The 17,124-nt window shown below is 70.1% G+C and carries 18 protein-coding genes and 1 riboswitch; of the genes, 8 read left to right on the top strand and 10 right to left on the bottom strand.

All coding sequences use genetic code 11. The annotated features are described in order from the left end of the window. Nucleotides 1-165: 165 nt before the first annotated feature. The 4 genes from lipB to ABZ953_RS00220 all read left to right on the top strand — a co-directional run bounded on the left by lipB (nt 166) and on the right by ABZ953_RS00220 (nt 3,372). Nucleotides 166-1,008 (top strand): lipoyl(octanoyl) transferase LipB, encoded by an 843-nt coding sequence (gene lipB, locus ABZ953_RS00205; protein ID WP_361714156.1) that lies wholly within the window; start codon nt 166-168, stop codon nt 1,006-1,008. Between the two features lie 153 nt (nt 1,009-1,161). After that, a complete protein-coding gene (locus tag ABZ953_RS00210; protein ID WP_361714159.1) occupies nt 1,162-2,127 on the top strand; it encodes a lipoyl synthase in 966 nt (321 codons plus the stop codon). Between the two features lie 306 nt (nt 2,128-2,433). Beyond that, nucleotides 2,434-2,637 (top strand): hypothetical protein, encoded by a 204-nt coding sequence (locus tag ABZ953_RS00215; RefSeq protein ID WP_361714162.1) that lies wholly within the window; start codon nt 2,434-2,436, stop codon nt 2,635-2,637. A 30-nt stretch (nt 2,638-2,667) separates the two neighbouring features. Beyond that, nucleotides 2,668-3,372, top strand: a complete 705-nt coding sequence (locus ABZ953_RS00220) for a DUF4191 domain-containing protein (RefSeq protein ID WP_361714165.1) — start codon at nt 2,668-2,670, stop codon at nt 3,370-3,372. A gap of 257 nt (nt 3,373-3,629) precedes the next feature. Here ABZ953_RS00220 and ABZ953_RS00225 read toward each other — a convergent pair whose 3' ends face one another. Beyond that, nucleotides 3,630-4,097, bottom strand: a complete 468-nt coding sequence (locus ABZ953_RS00225; protein ID WP_361714168.1) for an RDD family protein — start codon at nt 4,095-4,097, stop codon at nt 3,630-3,632. A 248-nt stretch (nt 4,098-4,345) separates the two neighbouring features. On the opposite strand from ABZ953_RS00225, the gene glnA reads away from it, so the two are divergent. Beyond that, nucleotides 4,346-5,755 carry a type I glutamate--ammonia ligase gene (gene glnA, locus ABZ953_RS00230; RefSeq protein WP_361715568.1) on the top strand — a complete coding sequence of 470 codons (1,410 nt, stop codon included), beginning with the start codon at nt 4,346-4,348 and terminating at the stop codon, nt 5,753-5,755. Nucleotides 5,756-5,962: 207 nt separating this feature from the next. Here glnA and ABZ953_RS00235 read toward each other — a convergent pair whose 3' ends face one another. After that, nucleotides 5,963-6,127: a hypothetical protein gene (locus tag ABZ953_RS00235; RefSeq protein WP_361714171.1), complete on the bottom strand. Its 165-nt coding sequence runs from the start codon at nt 6,125-6,127 to the stop codon at nt 5,963-5,965. 169 nt (nt 6,128-6,296) lie between these two features. Continuing rightward, nucleotides 6,297-6,566 carry a hypothetical protein gene (locus ABZ953_RS00240; protein WP_361714174.1) on the bottom strand — a complete coding sequence of 90 codons (270 nt, stop codon included), beginning with the start codon at nt 6,564-6,566 and terminating at the stop codon, nt 6,297-6,299. 137 nt (nt 6,567-6,703) lie between these two features. Between ABZ953_RS00240 and ABZ953_RS00245 the strand changes: the two genes are divergently transcribed. Then, the gene (locus ABZ953_RS00245; protein ID WP_361714177.1) at nt 6,704-7,951 is read left to right on the top strand and encodes a helix-turn-helix transcriptional regulator; all 1,248 of its coding nucleotides are present in this window, start codon (nt 6,704-6,706) and stop codon (nt 7,949-7,951) included. Between the two features lie 213 nt (nt 7,952-8,164). Further along, entirely contained in the window at nt 8,165-8,827 is a 663-nt protein-coding gene (locus tag ABZ953_RS00250; protein ID WP_361714180.1) for a YceI family protein, read from the top strand. Nucleotides 8,828-8,902: 75 nt separating this feature from the next. Here the strand turns inward: ABZ953_RS00250 and ABZ953_RS00255 are convergent, their stop codons facing one another. The 6 genes from ABZ953_RS00255 to ABZ953_RS00280 all read right to left on the bottom strand — a co-directional run bounded on the left by ABZ953_RS00255 (nt 8,903) and on the right by ABZ953_RS00280 (nt 14,689). Further along, the gene (locus ABZ953_RS00255) at nt 8,903-9,667 is read right to left on the bottom strand and encodes a metallophosphoesterase (protein ID WP_361714183.1); all 765 of its coding nucleotides are present in this window, start codon (nt 9,665-9,667) and stop codon (nt 8,903-8,905) included. Between the two features lie 231 nt (nt 9,668-9,898). Beyond that, a complete protein-coding gene (locus ABZ953_RS00260; RefSeq protein WP_361714186.1) occupies nt 9,899-10,843 on the bottom strand; it encodes an ABC transporter ATP-binding protein in 945 nt (314 codons plus the stop codon). After that, entirely contained in the window at nt 10,840-12,003 is a 1,164-nt protein-coding gene (locus ABZ953_RS00265) for an iron chelate uptake ABC transporter family permease subunit (RefSeq protein ID WP_361714189.1), read from the bottom strand. Before ABZ953_RS00265 ends, ABZ953_RS00260 begins: the two co-directional genes overlap by 4 nt. Before the next feature lie 14 nt (nt 12,004-12,017). Further along, a complete protein-coding gene (locus ABZ953_RS00270) occupies nt 12,018-13,055 on the bottom strand; it encodes an ABC transporter substrate-binding protein (RefSeq protein WP_361714192.1) in 1,038 nt (345 codons plus the stop codon). Nucleotides 13,056-13,120: 65 nt separating this feature from the next. Further along, nucleotides 13,121-13,306, bottom strand: a riboswitch (cobalamin riboswitch). 16 nt (nt 13,307-13,322) lie between these two features. Next, complete coding sequence (locus ABZ953_RS00275; RefSeq protein ID WP_361714195.1) at nt 13,323-13,823, bottom strand: VOC family protein; 501 nt, start codon at nt 13,821-13,823, stop codon at nt 13,323-13,325. Then, nucleotides 13,820-14,689 carry a helix-turn-helix domain-containing protein gene (locus ABZ953_RS00280; protein WP_361714197.1) on the bottom strand — a complete coding sequence of 290 codons (870 nt, stop codon included), beginning with the start codon at nt 14,687-14,689 and terminating at the stop codon, nt 13,820-13,822. Before ABZ953_RS00280 ends, ABZ953_RS00275 begins: the two co-directional genes overlap by 4 nt. A gap of 255 nt (nt 14,690-14,944) precedes the next feature. Between ABZ953_RS00280 and ABZ953_RS00285 the strand changes: the two genes are divergently transcribed. Beyond that, nucleotides 14,945-16,075 carry an HAD family hydrolase gene (locus tag ABZ953_RS00285; protein ID WP_361714200.1) on the top strand — a complete coding sequence of 377 codons (1,131 nt, stop codon included), beginning with the start codon at nt 14,945-14,947 and terminating at the stop codon, nt 16,073-16,075. A 28-nt stretch (nt 16,076-16,103) separates the two neighbouring features. Here the strand turns inward: ABZ953_RS00285 and ABZ953_RS00290 are convergent, their stop codons facing one another. Further along, complete coding sequence (locus ABZ953_RS00290) at nt 16,104-17,075, bottom strand: asparaginase (protein WP_361714203.1); 972 nt, start codon at nt 17,073-17,075, stop codon at nt 16,104-16,106. Nucleotides 17,076-17,124 lie beyond the last annotated feature (49 nt).

Below are 17,124 nucleotides of genomic sequence, written 5' to 3' on the forward strand. Positions count from 1 at the left end.
TCGTGAACGGCGTGAATGTAGCGGCCATCACAGCCTGTGAGCGCGCCTTCTCCCCGCATTCATCCGATCGTGTGAGGAACCCGGGTCAAGGTTGCCGTCGGAGGGGGCCCGTACAGTGGCAGAGGCGCGATATGTGCACGGTGAACGTTCAGGGAGGAACCTGCCGTGAGTGAGTTTCGGTTCGTCCGGCTGGGCTTCGGCCCGGACTTCGTGGAGTACCAAGAGGCGTGGGACGAGCAGCGCCGCGTACATGCCGCCCGCTTCGCCGACGAGGCCCCGGACACCTGCCTTCTCCTGGAGCATGCGGCGGTCTACACCGCCGGCCGCAGGACCGCGGCCAGCGAGCGTCCGCTGGACGGCACGCCCGTCGTGGACGTGGACCGCGGCGGCAAGATCACCTGGCACGGGCCGGGCCAGCTGGTGGGTTACCCCATCCAGAAACTGCCCCGCCCGGTCGACGTCGTAGCACACGTACGCCGCCTGGAAGAGGCTCTTATCCGTACGTGTGCGGAGTTCGGTCTGGAGACCAGCCGCGTCGAGGGACGCAGCGGCGTGTGGATCCTGGGCGACCCGGTGGAGCGGCGCCCCGCGCTCGGCGGACTCTCCCTGGACCTCGACCCGCGCCTGCAGGACGACGAGTTCGACGCCCGGTTCAACGGTCCGGAGTACGCCCCGTCCAACGCGGGCCAGCGCCGCGAGGACCGCAAGATCGCCGCGATCGGCATCCGCGTCGCCAAGGGCGTCACGATGCACGGCTTCGCGCTGAACGTGAACCCGGACAACACCTGGTTCGACCGGATCATCCCGTGCGGCATCCGCGACGCGGGCGTGACGTCCCTCTCGTACGAGCTGGACCGCGAGATCACCATCGCCGACGTGCTGCCCGTCGCCGAGCGGCACCTGCGCGACGTGCTGGAGAACGCGGAACTCAAGCCGCGTCTCGTCGAAAAGCCTGCGGCGAGCGGGGAGCGGGCCGCGGAACCGGTCTCCGAGCCGGCCTCCGCATAGAGCTCCGGATAGAGCTCCGGATTGACCTCCGCCCCGGGGAATGCACCCCTTTGGCCAGAGGTTGGCCGGTAGTAAGCCCAACGACATCACGGGCGTACCCTGGTGTGCGCCGCTGAATCGAAGTTTTTTTACGCCAGCTAACAGGGAGCCGATGTGTCCGCAGTCGCACCCGACGGACGCAAGATGCTGCGCCTGGAGGTCCGGAACGCCCAGACCCCCATCGAGCGCAAGCCCGAGTGGATCAAGACCCGGGCGAAAATGGGCCCCGAGTACAACGCCCTGCAGAAACTCGTGAAGAGCGAGGGGCTGCACACGGTCTGCCAGGAGGCGGGCTGTCCGAACATCTACGAGTGCTGGGAAGACCGCGAGGCCACGTTCCTCATCGGCGGCGACCAGTGCACGCGGCGCTGCGACTTCTGCCAGATCGACACCGGCAAGCCGCAGGCCCTCGACCGCGACGAGCCGCGCCGCGTCGGCGAGTCCGTCGTCACGATGGACCTGAACTACGCCACGATCACCGGCGTCGCCCGCGACGACCTGGAGGACGGCGGCGCCTGGCTGTACGCGGAGACCGTGCGCCAGATCCACGCGATGACGGCGGAGCGCGCCGAGGGCTACACCAAGGTCGAGCTGCTCATCCCGGACTTCAACGCCGATCCCGACCAGCTGGCCGAGGTCTTCTCGTCCCGCCCCGAGGTCCTCGGGCACAACGTCGAGACGGTTCCGCGCATCTTCAAGCGGATCCGCCCCGGCTTCCGGTACGAGCGCTCTCTCGAGGTCATCACCAAGGCCCGCGAGGCCGGCCTGGTCACCAAGTCCAACCTGATCCTGGGCATGGGCGAGACCCGCGAAGAGGTCAGCGAGGCGCTGCGCCAGCTGCACGAGGCGGGCACCGAGCTCGTCACGATCACCCAGTACCTGCGCCCCACGCCGCGCCACCACCCCGTCGAGCGCTGGGTGAAGCCCGCCGAGTTCGTGGAGCTGAAGGACGAGGCCGAGCAGATCGGCTTCTCGGGCGTCATGTCGGGCCCGCTGGTCCGCTCCTCGTACCGGGCCGGCCGCCTGTACCAGATGGCGATCGAGAAGCGGGGCGCGTACGTGGCCTCGCAGGCGCTCTGACGCCGGCGTAAGCCTGCGCCTCGCCGGTGACGGCGGCACATGCCGGACGCGCACGCACTGTGTGAATCCGCGCACAAGGAACTACCCGCTGGTAGAAGCCGCAACGACGCGGTCCGCACGATCCCGCAGGTGACGGGGGTGTACGGGCCGCGTCAGCGTTTTGGGGCCCGGCGTCAGGGTTTCATCGGTGTTTGACCGTCTGGACACGCCCTGGTAACACCAATCAGTGACCCTGGTACTACCGCACGTACAGCCTTACCCATAGCCGCTCCCCCACCCCGAGCCGCTCCACAGGAGGGCCCCATCATGCAGGCCGCGCCCGTTCGCGCCACCGCGATCCCGTCCGTCTCCGTAGCCCTGCGTGCCGTCGAGTCGCTGCTGTTGAGCGGCGGCCAGCGCACCGCACGGCGCAATGCCTGGACTTCCGTCCTCGAGGACCGGCGCCGCGCCAAGGACCGGGTCGACGCATTGCGCGTACTCGAAGAGGCCGTGACCACCCGCACGTCGTAGTCGCCCGCGGAGCCACGTAGACTTCACCGCATGGCGAGGAAGGAATCCACCGCGGCGGACTCGGCCGCGGAGCCAGGGCGACTCAAGCAGATCGCTCTGACCTACAAGATGACCCGGCGGGCCGACTCCAAAATCGGCCTGATCATCGCGGCTGTGGGAATCGTCACCTTTGGTGTCTTCCTCGCGATCGGCTTCTTGATCGGCCACCCGATCTACGCGGGCATTCTCGGTTTCCTGCTCGCCTTCCTCGCGATGGCGATCGTCTTCGGACGCAGGGCCGAGCGCGCCGCCTTCGGGCAGATGGAAGGCCAGCCCGGTGCGGCGGCCGCGGTGCTCGACAAGATCGGCCGCGGCTGGACGACCACCCCCGCGGTCGCGATGAACCGCAGCCAGGACGTGGTGCACCGCACCGTCGGCAAGGCAGGCATCGTCCTGGTCGCCGAGGGAAACCCGAACCGGGTGAAGGGCCTGCTGGCCGCCGAGAAGCGGAAGATGGCGCGCATCGTGGCTGACGTCCCGGTGCACGACGTCATCGTCGGCACCACCGACGACACGGTCTCCCTGAAGAAGCTGCGCACGACGCTCCTGAAGCTCCCGCGAGTCCTCACGGGCCCGCAGGTCACCGCAACGAATGACCGTTTGCGGGCGATGGGTGACCTTATGTCCAATATGCCGTTGCCAAAGGGCCCCATGCCGAAGGGCATGCGGATGCCTCGCGGCGGCCCGAAGATGTAGTACCCCGTTCCGCGGCCTCCGCGGCGGCATCGCTTCTCCCTCCCGTCTTCCGACGGGAGGGATTTTTCATGGGCGGGGCCGGTTCGCGTAGGCCATCTCAGCCAGCGGCCCTGTAGAGGAAGGCAGGCCGCTGCTGCCCGTAGGGCATTGGAGGGCTGGCCGGAGGGCGCCGTATCCCCGTCAAGGCGGTCCGGACCGCTCAGTACGAGTGCATCCCGCATCCCGCATCCCGCATCCCGCATCCCGCGAAAGGGGTATTAGATCCGTACCTGAATGGCGCGGGAGAGGCGGTCGTGCAGGCCGCGGCCGTCGCGGTCCCAGATCAGGGCCGGGATGACGAGGCACAGCAGGATGCTGCGGACCAGGACCCAGCCCGCGCCGAGCCGGCCGCCGCCCTCCGCGATGACGCGCAGGCGGAAGAGGGCCTTGCCCGGGGTGCAGCCGACCGTGCCGACGGTCAGCACGCTCACGACGAAGAAGATCCCGAGGGCCCAGTTGCCCATCGCCTGCTGGTCACCACCGGCGAACAGGCCGTATGCGATGAGCATGCACAGACCCCAGTCGACGGCGAGGGCGCCGATGCGGCGGCCGGGGCGAGCGATCGCTCCCGGCCCCTCCTCGGGCAGGCCGAGCTGCTGGCCCCGGTACCCGAAGTCGACGCCGGCGTCCTCGGCGGCCGCGCGCGGGCCGGACAGCCACGATCCGATTGCTTGCCTCTTGTCCACCCGTCAAAGGTACTGCGCCCCTTCTCCCACAGGGGCGGCCGGGGTGGCCGGGCGGCGCCGAACGGAGCCCCTGACCACCGCTGTGAGCCCCGTCACGCGGCCGCGTCGGTTAACTTCGGCGAAACAAATGGGTCACGCTTGAGAAATGCCCCGTCCCTATGGTCGGGTCCCAGCGTGTGCCACCGCACTGGCCGCACCACGAGCCGTAGCCCCGTCCCGCCCCGGGCGGGAGTAGGAGGAGTTGGATGTTGTTCCAGAACGCCGACGACGCGAAGAAGTACATCGCGGACGAGGACGTCAAGTTCATCGACGTCCGATTCTGCGACCTGCCCGGTGTCATGCAGCACTTCACGATCCCGGCGGCGGCGTTCGACCCGGACGAGGAGCTGGCCTTCGACGGTTCGTCGATCCGTGGCTTCCAGGCCATCCACGAGTCCGACATGGCGCTGCGCGCGGACCTGTCGACGGCCCGGGTCGACCCGTTCCGCCGCGACAAGACCGTCAACATCAACTTCTTCATCCACGACCCGATCACGGGCGAGCAGTACAGCCGTGACCCGCGCAACATCGCGAAGAAGGCCGAGGCGTACCTCGCGTCCACCGGCATCGCGGACACCGCGTACTTCGGTCCCGAGGCGGAGTTCTACGTCTTCGACAACGTCCGCTTCCAGACGTCGGCGAACGAGAGCTTCTACCACATCGACTCCGAGGCGGGCGCCTGGAACACCGGTGCGGTCGAGAACAACCGCGGCTACAAGGTCCGCTACAAGGGTGGCTACTTCCCGGCCCCGCCGGTCGACCACTTCGCCGACCTGCGCGCCGAGATCTCCCTCGAACTCGACAAGAACGGCCTCCAGGTCGAGCGCCAGCACCACGAGGTCGGCACGGCGGGCCAGGCCGAGATCAACTACAAGTTCAACACGCTGCTCGCCGCGGCCGACGACCTGATGCTCTTCAAGTACATCGTGAAGAACGTCGCGTGGCGCAACGAGAAGACCGCGACCTTCATGCCGAAGCCGATCTTCGGCGACAACGGCTCGGGCATGCACGTCCACCAGTCGCTGTGGTCCGGCGGCACCCCGCTCTTCTACGACGAGCAGGGCTACGCGGGCCTCTCGGACACCGCCCGCTACTACATCGGCGGCATCCTCAAGCACGCCCCGTCGCTGCTGGCCTTCACCAACCCGACGGTGAACTCGTACCACCGCCTGGTCCCCGGCTTCGAGGCCCCGGTCAACATGGTCTACTCGCAGCGCAACCGCTCGGCTGCCATGCGCATCCCGATCACGGGCTCCAACCCGAAGGCCAAGCGCGTCGAGTTCCGCGCCCCTGACCCGTCCTCGAACCCGTACCTGGCGTTCTCGGCGCTCCTGATGGCCGGCCTGGACGGCGTCAAGAACAAGATCGAGCCCCCGGAGCCGATCGACAAGGACCTCTACGAGCTGGCCCCCGAGGAGCACGCGGGCGTCGCCCAGGTCCCGACCTCGCTCCCGGCCGTCCTCGACGCCCTCGAGGCGGACCACGAGTACCTGCTGGCGGGCGGTGTCTTCACCCCCGACCTGATCGAGACGTGGATCGACTACAAGCGCACGAACGAGATCGCCCCGATCCAGCTTCGCCCGCACCCGCACGAGTTCGAGCTTTACTTCGACATCTAAAACACGTGGCCGGTTGAGCTGAGGCGATCCCTGTGCAAGGCGATCACCGTAAGCTGACTAGCCGCCAGACACCGAAAAGACCCCCTCCTGAACAAGGTGGGGGTCTCTTCGTCTGACTTGCCGCCCCCTTGACGCCTCGGCCACCGAGGCGGATACCCGCCCTATGAGGTCGTCTCGCCCACGTACCGGAGGTAGCCGAGAGAGCCTTCAGGGTGGGTCGGTCAGCCGCATGATCTTGAGGTCCGCCGTGCACAGTGGGCAGAGAAAGACGACGCGTCTAGCCGTGCTCGCCACATGCTCCAGGGCGACCGCGACCGCGTCGTCGACCACTTCGCCGCACTCGCGGCAGGCGCGGGTCACGACGGCTTGCACGGCGGATCACACACCCACAGCTCTGCGGTGTACTTTCTGCCGAGGTGGTCCCGATACGTGGCTGTGCCCAGCAATCGATCGCGGTACAGTCGCGCACCACACAGGACGCACGCCTGCTCGGTCAGCTGAAGATTGCTCAGCGTCTTCGGGTCGGGCAGTACCTCCGCCGTCATGACGCCTGCCCCTTGGGCGCCTGGCTGATCTCCGCGACGCTCGCGTGCAGGATCTCGTCGCCCCTGGCTTCGCGGATGTACTCAGGGCTGACGTCCCACTCGCAGCCACCCGCCGGGGGGCGAAGCTGGGCACGGGCGCCCACATAGTCCATGACGCGCCCCAGTCTCATCCTCGCCATGTCGATCACCAGGGTGCCGACGCCGGGCCGCTCCGTGCTCTCGGACGCCGTTCCCTCAGCGCCGGGGGTGTGGTGAGTGTCGTTCATGCTGGCGCTCCTCGAAGCGTGAGCCATGCCCCCGGGGCGCGTGCGAGCCGTCACGGGGGTCTGTCTGCATAGACCCTTACGACGGATACGTGCCGCTCCCATCCCACGGCTCTATAGGACCGCCCTATATTCGGGACATGGACAGGGAACCGGCCCTCGACCTGTGGTCTCACCCGCAGTTGCTCGCCGCGCTTACCGGGCAGGACTGGGGGGCCGTCTTTCGTACGTACCGAAAGCTCACCGGACTCAGCCAGACGAAGATCGGGGAACGCGTCGGCCTCGCACAGTCCGACCTTTCCGACATCGAGCGCGGACGGCGACGGGTGACCTCAAGCGAGGTGCAAGCGCGGATCGTCGCGGGACTCGGAGCGCCCGAACGGCAGGGCACTATGGGGCCGTACACCCCAGCCCCGGTAGCTGGTCTCCACTTCCTTGGGCCGGGGCCGGACGAGGATCTGTTGGCCCGGGTCACGAGCGTGGTCGACTCCGACAGCCGCGTCGACGCCCCGACGCTCGACTGGCTGGACCGACTCCTGGCTGAGCACCGCCGCGCCGAGGACGTCATCGGCTCGCGCCCCCTCGTCGACGTGATGCGCCAGCAGCTCCGCACCGTCGTCGACCTGTACGGCAGCGCGCGCGGCCCCCTCGCCGACCGCGTCGTCCGACTGGCCTCCGAGCACGCGCAGTTCCTGGCCTGGATGGCCCAGGACCAGGACCAGACTGCGGCGGCGCTCACCTGGTACGACCGCAGCCATGAATGGGCGCTCGAAGCAGGCGACGCCAACATGGCAGCCACCACGTTGAACATGAAGGGGCACTTGGCGTGGTCCAAGGGACGCGCCACCCGCTGTGTGCGCCTCGCCGAAGCCTCCCGCTGGTCAGCACCGGGCACGTCCCTTGGAGTGCAGGGGATGGCTACGCAGATGGCAGCCCGGGGTCACGCTCTCAACGGCGCGGCCGACGACGCGCACCGCCTCCTCGACGAAGCGCAGGAGATCATGTTGCGGGCATCCGAGCACCCTGAGGACGAGCCGCCGTGGATGTACTTCTACTCGACCGGCTGGTTCACATTGCAACGCGGGATGGCGACGCTGCACTTGCGCGGCTGGCGGACAGCCGTAGATCAGCTCATGGTCGGCCTCTCCGGAATGCCGGATCAGTACCGGCGCGACAAGACGTGGTTCCGCGCCTGCCTCGCGCACGCACTCGCAGGAGCCGGGGAGGCCGCTCAGGCGCTGTCGGTGGCTACAGCGATCGTCCCGGACGCCGCGGCCGTCGGACGCCCACACTCCTGGAACGAGCTGCACACGGCGGCGGCCGTGCTGCTTCGGCGCGGCGCCGGGGAAGGTCATCAGTTAATCGCCGCGCTACGCGAATTCGACTGACGATCCTTCAGCCGCAAGGGACGGGCGGTGACGCCGTGACCGTGCGTCACGGACCGTCGTCCGATCGTGCGTTCACATCATGTTGATCCTGTGCATCTTTGCCGTCGGCGCCATGGAAGACGGACGAGGGCGCCCATCTTGATGGGGGGCGTCTGCGACCGTCTGACGGCACGGAGTGATCGCTTCAGGAAGTTCGAAAGAAGGTACGGCCCCATGGGCATCTTCAGCCGTCGCCAGACCGCCAGTGCCGGGCCGACGCCGGGTGGTGGGCTCGGCACGCTCGACCGGCAGGGCGGGGCCGGTGATGCCGGGCTCGATCCGGCGTTGCGCGCGCTGGATGGGCAGTGGACCATCGACCGGCCGCACAGCCGCATCGGGTTCTCCGTGCGGCACGCCATGGTCACGACCGTCCGGGGTGCCTTCACCGATTACGACAGCACGCTCTACTTCGACGGCGATCGGCCTTCGGAGTCGCGGGCCGAGCTCGTCATCCGGATCGGCAGTGTCGACACCGGCGTCGAGCAGCGGGACGCGCATCTCATCGGCACCGACTTCTTCGACGCGCGGCGTTATCCGGAGATGACGTTTCGCAGTACCGCCACCGTGCACGAGGGCGGGGAGACTTTTCGGATGGCGGGGGATCTGACCATTCGCGATGTCACCCGGCCCGTAGAGCTGCAGCTCGATTATCTCGGTTCGGTCGTGGATCCCTTCGGGTTCGAGCGCGTCGGCTTCGACGGCACCACCACCATCGACCGTACGGAGTGGGGGCTCGTCTACAACCAGCGGCTGGCGGCGGGCGGCACGATGGTCAGTGAGAAGGTGCGGTTGCAGTTCGACATATCCGCGATTCGGGCCACGGCCGGCCCTTCCTGATTCCGGCCCCCGCCCGCCCCCGACGCCGATCCCTGGGTCGCCACCTTCCGGTGAGCCTTCCGGTGAGCGGAGCGGTCAGGCCGTGGGGAGCGGGGCCGGGACCGGGCGGAAGTGCGTGGTCAGGCGGCCCGAGGCGTCCAGGGCGTGGAAGGCGACGGCCGGGGGCAGGTCCCGGTGGACGTGGTGGGACGGGGACGACTGGTGTTCCCACGGGAGGCGGAGCGTGGAGACCACGCCGGGGGCCACGAGCAGGGGGCGGCCCGCGAACGTCGTCGCCACGGGTGTGTGGGCGTGGCCTGCCAGGAACGCCGTGACGTTCGGGTGCCGTGCCGTCAGGTCAGCCAGGCGGTCCTCGTCGAACTGGCGGATGCCGTCCACGTACGGCGTGTGCAGCGGGACCGGCGGGTGGTGGAAGGCGATCAGGACCGGGCGCGTGGGCGGGGTGTCGGCCAGGAGGGCGGACAGCCACGCCAGCGTCTCGTCCGCCAGTCTGCCGTGGTCCTCGCCGGGGACCGAGGTGTCGCACAGGGCCAGGACGAAGCGGTCGGTCGTGTGGGAAATGTTGATCGGCGCCGTGCTCGGGGGTTCGCCCAGCAGGTGCTCGCGGTACGCGGCGCGCTCGTCGTGGTTGCCGGGGCAGGTCAGCAGCGGGTGCCGGGACGTGAGGAGCTTGCGGGCCGCCTCGTACTCGGACGGGGTCGCGTGGTCGGCGATGTCGCCGGTGACGATGACGGCGTCCAGGTCGTACGGGAGGTCGTTCAGGTAGTCCATGACGGCCCGGGTGCGGGCCACGCTGCGTCCGCCGTCCTCGGCGCCGGTGTCGATGTGGATGTCGCTCACCTGGGCGATCACAGCGGCCACCGCGCTACCCGGAATCGGCGGGTTCGCGGGGGGCTCGGGCGGTAGTGGTTCCGCTGGCCTTGCTGATGGTTCCGGCATCCCTGTGGGTCCTCATTCCTTGCGGTCCTCGCGGGGCCTTCGTCGGCGTCGGCCCTTCCCTTGAACCTAAGGCGGTCGGCGGGTTCCCAGTAGGGCCATTTCCGTGCGTCTGGCCTGGTCCCGGCCCGCGGCTCAGCTCCGCAGGAACCGCACCGAAGGGCGGCCGCCCGGCAGGCCGCTGTCCTCCTCCCCCGGCGTCACCACCGCCCGCACCCCGTAGACCTCCGCGATCAGCTCCTCGGTGATCACCTCGGCCGGGGGCCCCGCCGCGTACGCCGTGCCCTCCCGCAGGACGAGCAGGTGGTCGCAGAACATCGCCGCCAGGTTGAGGTCGTGCAGCGCGATCACGCTGGTCACCGGGAGCTCCGCCACCAGGGAGAGGAGGTCCAACTGGTGCTGGATGTCCAGGTGGTTGGTCGGCTCGTCGAGGAGGAGTTCGCGGGGTTCCTGGGCGAGGGCGCGGGCGATCTGGACGCGCTGGCGTTCGCCTCCGGAGAGGGTGTGCCAGGCCTGGGCGGCGCGTTCGGTGAGACCGGTGCGCGCCAGCGCGTCGCGTACGGCCCGCTCGTCGTGGGGCGTCGGGGCCGACCAGGCTCGACGGTGCGGGATACGGCCGAGTCGTACAACGTCCCGTACGGTCAACTCGACCTGTGTCGCAGCATGTTGCTCGACCACGGCGATCCGGCGCGCCACCGCCCGGCGGCCCGTGTCGGTCAGCGAGCGGCCGTCCAGGGTGACGATCCCCGAGGCCGGGGCGAGGACGCCCGCGAGGATGCGCAGGAGCGTGGACTTGCCGGAGCCGTTGGGGCCGAGGAGCCCGACGGTGGCGCCGGTGGGCGGGGCGAGGCTGACGCCGTCGACGACGAGGCGCCCGCCCGCCTCCCGGCTGACCCGGTCGGCGCGCAGCCCCGTCGTCCCCGGCGTTCCCGGCGTTCCCGGCGTTCCCGGCGTTCCCGGCGTTCCCGGCGTTCCCGGCGTTCCCGGCGTTCCCGGCGTTCCCGGCGTCGCGTCCGCGGGGAGTATGTCGTGGTTCATGACACCCTTCCCGTACGTCACGACACTCTCCTCGTACGTCATGACACCCTCCTCGTCCGGTACAGCACCGCCACGAACGCCGGTACGCCGATGAGTGACGTCACCACGCCGACCGGGACCTCCTGCGGGTCAAGGGCCGTGCGGGCCAGCGTGTCCACCCAGACCAGGAAGACCGCGCCGGCGAGCGCCGTGACCGGAAGCAGCCGGGCGTGCCCGGAACCGACGAACGCGCGGGCCGCGTGCGGCAGGACCAGGCCGACGAAGCCGATGGCACCCGCCGAGCTGACCAGGGCCGCGGTCAGCAGTGCCGTCGTGCAGAGCAGGATGAGACGGGTGCGGGCCACCCGGACGCCCAGCGTCGCGGCCGCCTCCTGGCCGAACGCGAACGCGTCGAGCGTGCGGGCGTGGGTGAGGCAGACGAGCAGCGTCACCGCGAGCACCCCGCCGCACAGCCACACGTCCGTCCAGCCGATCCCGCTGAGCGAGCCGAGGAGCCAGAACAGCACGCCACGGGTGGTCTCGGCGTCGCCTGCCGTGAGCACGACGAACGAGGTCAGTGCGGAGAAGAGCTGCATGGCCGCGACGCCGGACAGCACCACCCGGTCCGTGGTGTCGCCCAGCGTGTGGCTCAGGAACAGCACAAGGGCGAAGGAGCAGACCGCTCCGGCGAAGGCGCCCGCCGAGATCGACACCGCTCCCCCGCCGACCCCGAGGACGACGACCGCGACGGCTCCCGTGGACGCCCCGGACGACACCCCGAGCACGAAGGGGTCCGCGAGGGGGTTGCGGAGCAGGGACTGCATGACCACCCCGCAGACCGCGAGGCCCGCGCCGCAGACCGCGGCCAGCAGGGTGCGCGGCATCCGCAGGTTCCAGACGATGCCGTCCCTGATCGGGGTGAGCGGGGTCTCGCCCCAGCCGAGGTGGGCGACGACGGTCGACCACACGTCGGGCACGGAGATGTCCGCGGGGCCGATGGTGACGGCCACGGAGACGGAGAGGAGGAGCGCGGCGACGCCCAGCGACCAGAGCAGGCTCAGGCGCAGGCCCACGCGAAGTCCCGGGCGAAGCCCCGGGCGAAGCCCCGTACGCAGGCCGTGCGGCGGCGGGGCGGGAGGGTGTACGGCGCCGGGCGCCACGTCCTCCGTGGCGGGTGCCACGTCCTCCATGCCGGGTGCCACGTCCTCCATGCCGGGTGCCACGTCCCCCACCCGCGTCACGTGACGAGTCCGAACTTCCGCAGCGCTGCCGCGACCTGTTCGATGCCGTCGGCCGTGCGGATCGTGGGGTTCATGGCCTGGCCGCTGAGCAGCACGTACCGCTTCTTCTTCACGGCGGTCAGGTTCTTCGTCGCCGGGTTGGACTCCAGGAACTCGATCTTCGCCGCGGCGCTCTCGGCCGACTGCGACTTGCGGGTGAGGTCACCGAGGACGATGACGTCGGGGTCGCGATCGGCGACGGTCTCCCAGTTGATCTGGGGCCACTCCTCGCGGGTGTCGTCGAAGACGTTCTTCGCGCCGAGTTCGCGGGTGATGATGCCGGGGGCGCCGCAGCAGCCCGCCATGTACGGGGCGTCGGAGTTGGCGAACCAGTACATGAGGCGCGCGTCGGAGGCGTCGATGTCCTTCGTGGCCTTGTCGACGCGGCTCTTCATGTCGGCGATCAGCTTCTCGCCGCGCTTCTCGACGTCGAAGACCTTCGCCAGGTCGCGCACCTCGCCGTAGACGCTGTCCATGGTGAGGGTCTTCACGCGCTTGCCGTCGCCGGAGCCGCCGTTGTCCTTGCCCGCGCAGTCGGTGGGCGAGACGTAGACGGGCACGCCGAGTTCGGTGAACTTCGCGCGGTCGGCGACCCCGCCCTTGCCGACCGTGTAGAGGAAGGAGGCGCTGACGAAGTCCGGCTCCTTGGCGAGGACCTTCTCCAGCGACGGGTAGCGGTCGGCGAGCCGCTCCACCTTCGCGTTGTCCTGCGCCAGGTTCTTCAGGACCGGGTCGGTCCAGGTGCCGGTACCGGCCATGCGGTCGGCGAGGCCGAGGGAGAGCAGGATCTCCGTGGATCCCTGGTCGAGGGAGACGGCCCGCCGCGGCGGCGCCTCGACCTTCGCCTCCTTGCCGCAGGAGCTGACCGTGACCGGATAGCCGTCGGCGTTCTTGCCCCCGGCGGTACCGGACTTCTTCCCGGAGCCGTCGCCGCACGCGGTGAGCGCGAGCAGGCAGGCACAGAGGAGGGCGGATATACGGGCTGTCGAGGACACGGGATCCCTTGAGTCTCACGGCTCATACGCGGAGCCTGGCCTGCGTCACGGCCTCCGCCGCCCGGTGTGCGAGCGGAGGCGCCAGCAGGTCTTCGGACTCGGGATCGACCGGGCGGGGCGCCTTCCCGGGTGTCCTGAGACGCCCAGTGGCCGTGGCCCCGCCCGTCCCCCTCACCGCTGCGCGTCAGTTCCGGTTTTTCACCGGATTCCCTGGCCCAGGTGTGGGTTTGACTGGCTTGCGCAAGTTATCACGCACCCGGCGGCCCCTCACGCGGTCGGTGCGGGCCTCGGCTCGCCGCGGTAGGTGCCGAACGACCAGCGGTTTCCCTCCGGGTCCTCGATGCCGAATTCGCGGCTGCCGTACGGCTTGTCCTCGATCTCGGCGGTGATCTTCACGTCCGCCGCGACGAGGCGGCGGTAGAGGTTGTCGACCCGGGCGGTGACGACGTAGGCGCCCGCGGTGCCGGGTGTGCCGCAGGTGGCCGCGGCCTCCGGGTCGTACGAGCCGAGCATGATGCCGCCGCCCTCGGGCCAGTCGAGCTGGGCGTGGGCGACGCGGCCCCCGTCCTCGTAGACGGCGGTGCGCAGGAAGCCGACGGTGTCGACGAGGAAGTCGATCAGCGCGGGGGCGTCCTGGGCCTGCACGCCCGGCCAGATGGCGGGTGGGGGCGTGGTGAGGTGCTCACCCGCGGCCGGGCTCGGCTCAGGGTTCGGGTCCGGGTTCGGATCAGGGGTCAGGTTCGGTGTGGTGTGCGGTGTGGTGTTCATGCCTTCGAGTCTTCGCCCGTACCGTGCGCCCCGGCTTGGATATTCCGGCACTCTTCGGCCAGCCAGCCGGTGGGGCTCACCCCTGTGTATTGCCGGAAGTCGCGGACGAGGTGCGAGTGGTCGTAGTAGCCGGTGTCGGCCGCGACCCGGGCGAGGTCCGGCGGGCAGCCCCGCGCGACGGCGCGGGTCACGGTGGCCTTCGCGTGCTGGAAGCGCATCAGGCGCGCGGCCTGTTTGGGGCTCAGGCCGGTCTCGGCGCGGAACAGCGCGGTCAGCCGGCGTTCGCTGAGCGCGACGTGCCGGGACAGGCCGTCCAGGGTGCCCGCACCGTGGTGCCGGGCCAGCCACGCCCAGGCCTCGGCGACCTCCGGGCGGACGGGGCTCGCGGCACGGTCGTCGGACGCGAGCCGCCGCAGATAGGCGGAGAGGTGGGTGAACCTGTCCGCCCAGTTGTCCAGCTCGCACAGCCGTTCCCGGACGTCGGCGGCGCGGTCGCCGAACACGTCCGTGCCGTCGACGACGAGCTGTCCGGTCAGATCGGCGGCGGGCAGGCCGAGGAGCGCTCGGGCCGCGAGGGGGTGCACGGCGAGCTGGATGCCCGCCTCGTGCTCGGCCTGTACGACGTACGCGGGGCTCTGGTGCAGGCCGCCCACCACGATCTCGGTGCGCGCCGCGTCCGGTCCTGTCGCCCGGTCGGGGGTGCCGCCGGTGGCGATGGGACCGTCCAGCGAGAAGATCACCGTCAGGTACGGCGAGGGCAGGCCCCGGTGCAGGGCGGGGCGCTGCCCCGCGGTGCGGTAGCCGACGGCGGAGACGACCATGCCGTCGAGCCGCGGCGCGGCCCGGACGAACTCACGGGAGCCCATGGAAACCAGTATGCGCGGTGGGTACCGGGCGGTCACGGCGACAGGGGTGACGACACGGGTGACGACACGGGTGACGCCGGGAGCCAGGGTCCGGGGCCGTCCCGGCGTCAACCTCGCCTACCCGCGTTCACTTCCCCCATGCCCCCGGGACCCGGTGACTTCGATCATGGGAAATGTCCGCCGTGCCCCATAGCATTGCGCGCCGCTCCGGACGGGGCCGCGCATCGCTCTCAGGAACGGCAGGGACGTAACAACATGGCAGTACGGGCAAAGGGCAAGCTGGCCGTCATCGGCACCACGGGCGCGCTGGCCGCCGCCGTCCTCGCGGGCAGCGCGCTGTGGCCGACGAGCGAGGCGAACGCCGCCGACACCTCGGCGGCCACCGCCCGCGAGCTGTCGCACTGGCCGAAGCCCGTGGCGAAGAAGCTCGGCAAGGTCATCGCGAAGAACGACCACAAGGGCGCGTACGCGGTCTTCGACGCGGACAACACCACGTACCGCAACGACCTCGAAGAGGCGCTGCTGCCGTTCCTGGAGATGAAGGGCGTCCTCACCCGCAAGACGATGGACCCGTCCCTGAAGATCATGCCCTTCAAGGACAAGGCCGGTCACAAGGAGAGCCTCTACAGCTACTACCTGCGGCTGTGCGATGTGGACGACCAGGTCTCCTACCCCTGGGCCGCGCAGATCTTCTCCGGCTTCACGCTGAAGGAGCTCAAGGGGTACGTCGACGAGCTCCTCGCGTACAAGAAGCCGATCCCGGCCGAGTACTACGAGGACGGGAAGCTCACGAAGACCGAGGTGAAGCCGCCGGAGTTCTCGCGCGGCATGCAGCAGCTCTACAAGACGCTGCGCGCGCACGGCGTCGAGGTGTACGTGGTCAGCGCGGCCAGCGAGGACCTGGTGCGCATGGTCCTCGCCGACCCGAAGTACGGCTACGGCGTGAAGCCGGAGAACGTCATCGGCGTCTCCGCGCAGCTGAAGGACCGCAAGACCGGCGCAGTCACCAGCTCCCGCAAGGAGATCGCCGAGGGCCGCTTCGGCGAGAAGGACCGCGCGAAGCTCGCGAAGCGTGAGCTGACGCCGAACCTGTGGGCGCCGCTGACCTGGTACGAGGGCAAGCCCGCGGCCATCAACACCTACATCGACGAGTGGAAGAAGCCGATCCTCGCCGCCGGTGACACACCGTCGAGCGACGGCCCGATGCTGTTCCACTCCGCCGATGTGGACCACGGCGGCGTGCGCGTCTGGGTCAACCGCAAGGACTCGTACATGAAGCAGCTCGACGGGATGAAGAAGAAGAACGCCGAGCGCCAGCGCGAGCTCGGTCAGAAGGTGACCGCCGACAAGCGGTGGCTGACGGTCACCCCGGACCAGATCGGTTAGTTCACCGTCCCGCCGGTTCACCGACCCGCTAGTTCACCAACGCGCGGAAGGCGTCGGCCACTTGGGCGTGGTCGGCGCCGTCCGCAAGCAGCGCGTGCAGCAGGAGCCTGGCCTTCGGCGCGTCCAGCGGACCCGCGGAGAGCAGGCCGCGCCCGAGCATGTCGTACTCGGAACCCGGACCCTTGTACGTCTCGCTGAGCAGCGGGCCCGCGCCCGTGCGGGAGGCGAGGACCACCGGCATGCGGGCGGCGAGCGCGGTCAGCGGTTCGACGAGCCAGGTGGGGACGTGGCCCGCGCCGAACGCCGCCACGACCAGGCCGCCGAAGCGGTCGTCGACTGCGTCGAGGAGTTCGCCGCGGTCGCCGAGCGCGAGCGTCACCAGGGCGACCCTGGCCGGGCCGCGCAGGCTCAACGGGCGGGCCACGGTGGGCCCGGCCGGGCGGAGCAGGACGCGCGGCCTGCCCTCGACGACCCGGCCGAGAGGGCCCGCGCCCGGCGACGCGAAGGTCGCGACGGACGTGGTGTGGCACTTGCGCACGTGCCGTGCCGCGTGGATCTCGTCCGCGAGGACCGCGACGACGCCGAGCCCCGCGCACTCCGGGTCCGCGGCGACGGCGACCGCCGCGGCCAGGTTCGCCGGGCCGTCGGCGCCCGGCAGGTCAGGGCGGCGCATCGCGCCGGTGACCACGACGGGGGTGCGGGGCGCGCAGGCGAGGTCGAGGAGGAAGGCGGTCTCCTCCAGGGTGTCGGTGCCCTGCACCACGACGACGCCGTGCCCGGCGGCCGCCGCCTCCTCGACCCGCTCGGCGAGGGCGGCCACGTCCTCCACGCTCAGCGAGGAGCTGGGCAGCCTGCGGACGTCGTGGACCTCCACCTCGACGCCGGGCGGGATCGCGCCGGTCGCCGCGAGGACCTCGGCCCCGGACAGCCGGGCCGAACCGCCGCCGCCTCGGGCGGAGATGGTGCCGCCGAGGGTGAACACGGACACGGTCGTCGCCATATGCCTCATCTTCCCGTTACGCGCCCCACGGCACGGGGGCCCGGCCGAG

Origin of the sequence: Streptomyces sp. NPDC046465, from assembly GCF_040646035.1 — a bacterium.
GTDB lineage: Bacteria > Actinomycetota > Actinomycetes > Streptomycetales > Streptomycetaceae > Streptomyces.

Coding starts and splice junctions, on each gene's coding strand:
- ABZ953_RS00220 (WP_361714165.1), top strand. CDS start 2,668: ATGGCGAGGAAGGAATCCACCGCGGCGGACTCGGCCGCGGAGCCAGGG.
- ABZ953_RS00275 (WP_361714195.1), bottom strand. CDS start 13,823: ATGAACACCACACCGCACACCACACCGAACCTGACCCCTGATCCGAAC.
- ABZ953_RS00280 (WP_361714197.1), bottom strand. CDS start 14,689: ATGGGCTCCCGTGAGTTCGTCCGGGCCGCGCCGCGGCTCGACGGCATG.
- ABZ953_RS00260 (WP_361714186.1), bottom strand. CDS start 10,843: ATGACGTACGAGGAGAGTGTCGTGACGTACGGGAAGGGTGTCATGAAC.
- ABZ953_RS00215 (WP_361714162.1), top strand. CDS start 2,434: ATGCAGGCCGCGCCCGTTCGCGCCACCGCGATCCCGTCCGTCTCCGTA.
- ABZ953_RS00245 (WP_361714177.1), top strand. CDS start 6,704: ATGGACAGGGAACCGGCCCTCGACCTGTGGTCTCACCCGCAGTTGCTC.
- ABZ953_RS00250 (WP_361714180.1), top strand. CDS start 8,165: ATGGGCATCTTCAGCCGTCGCCAGACCGCCAGTGCCGGGCCGACGCCG.
- ABZ953_RS00290 (WP_361714203.1), bottom strand. CDS start 17,075: ATGGCGACGACCGTGTCCGTGTTCACCCTCGGCGGCACCATCTCCGCC.
- ABZ953_RS00285 (WP_361714200.1), top strand. CDS start 14,945: ATGGCAGTACGGGCAAAGGGCAAGCTGGCCGTCATCGGCACCACGGGC.
- ABZ953_RS00240 (WP_361714174.1), bottom strand. CDS start 6,566: ATGAACGACACTCACCACACCCCCGGCGCTGAGGGAACGGCGTCCGAG.